The organism is Ensifer sp. NM-2, assembly GCF_003024455.1.
In the GTDB taxonomy this organism is placed as follows: Bacteria; Pseudomonadota; Alphaproteobacteria; order Rhizobiales; family Rhizobiaceae; genus Ensifer; species Ensifer canadensis.
Genome location: NZ_PVZR01000176.1, coordinates 1 through 379 on the forward strand (window position 1 = coordinate 1; position 379 = coordinate 379).

General features: G+C 52.2%; 1 tRNA gene. It reads right to left on the reverse strand.

Going from position 1 to position 379, the window contains the following annotated elements:
- Positions 1-279 precede the first annotated feature (279 nt).
- Positions 280-355, reverse strand: a tRNA-Ala gene (locus tag C6558_RS39360).
- Positions 356-379 lie beyond the last annotated feature (24 nt).

Consider the following 379-nt stretch of genomic DNA (forward strand, 5'->3'; position numbering starts at 1 on the left):
AAGGGCGCTCCGAAGAACACCCAAACAATGATCATGCCCATAAGACAAGCTTCCTTCCTACCTCCAGCCCCTCTTCCATATCCGGTCGGCTAGACCTTCCATGGTTTCATAAGGACTGGGCTCGGACGTCTCCAACGATCTTTCGACCATCTTCAACACCTGGAAGCTTCCAGACATATCTTCTCTTCACAATGTAATCAGAACAGGCATCAGGCCCTAAGCCGATGCAAACTTTTATTTCTCCAAGGATACCTTTCCGCCAGTTCAACACCAATCGAATGGTGGAGCTGAGCGGGATCGAACCGCTGACCCCCTGCTTGCAAAGCAGGTGCTCTCCCAGCTGAGCTACAGCCCCAACCGTCTCGATCACCAACGGCAA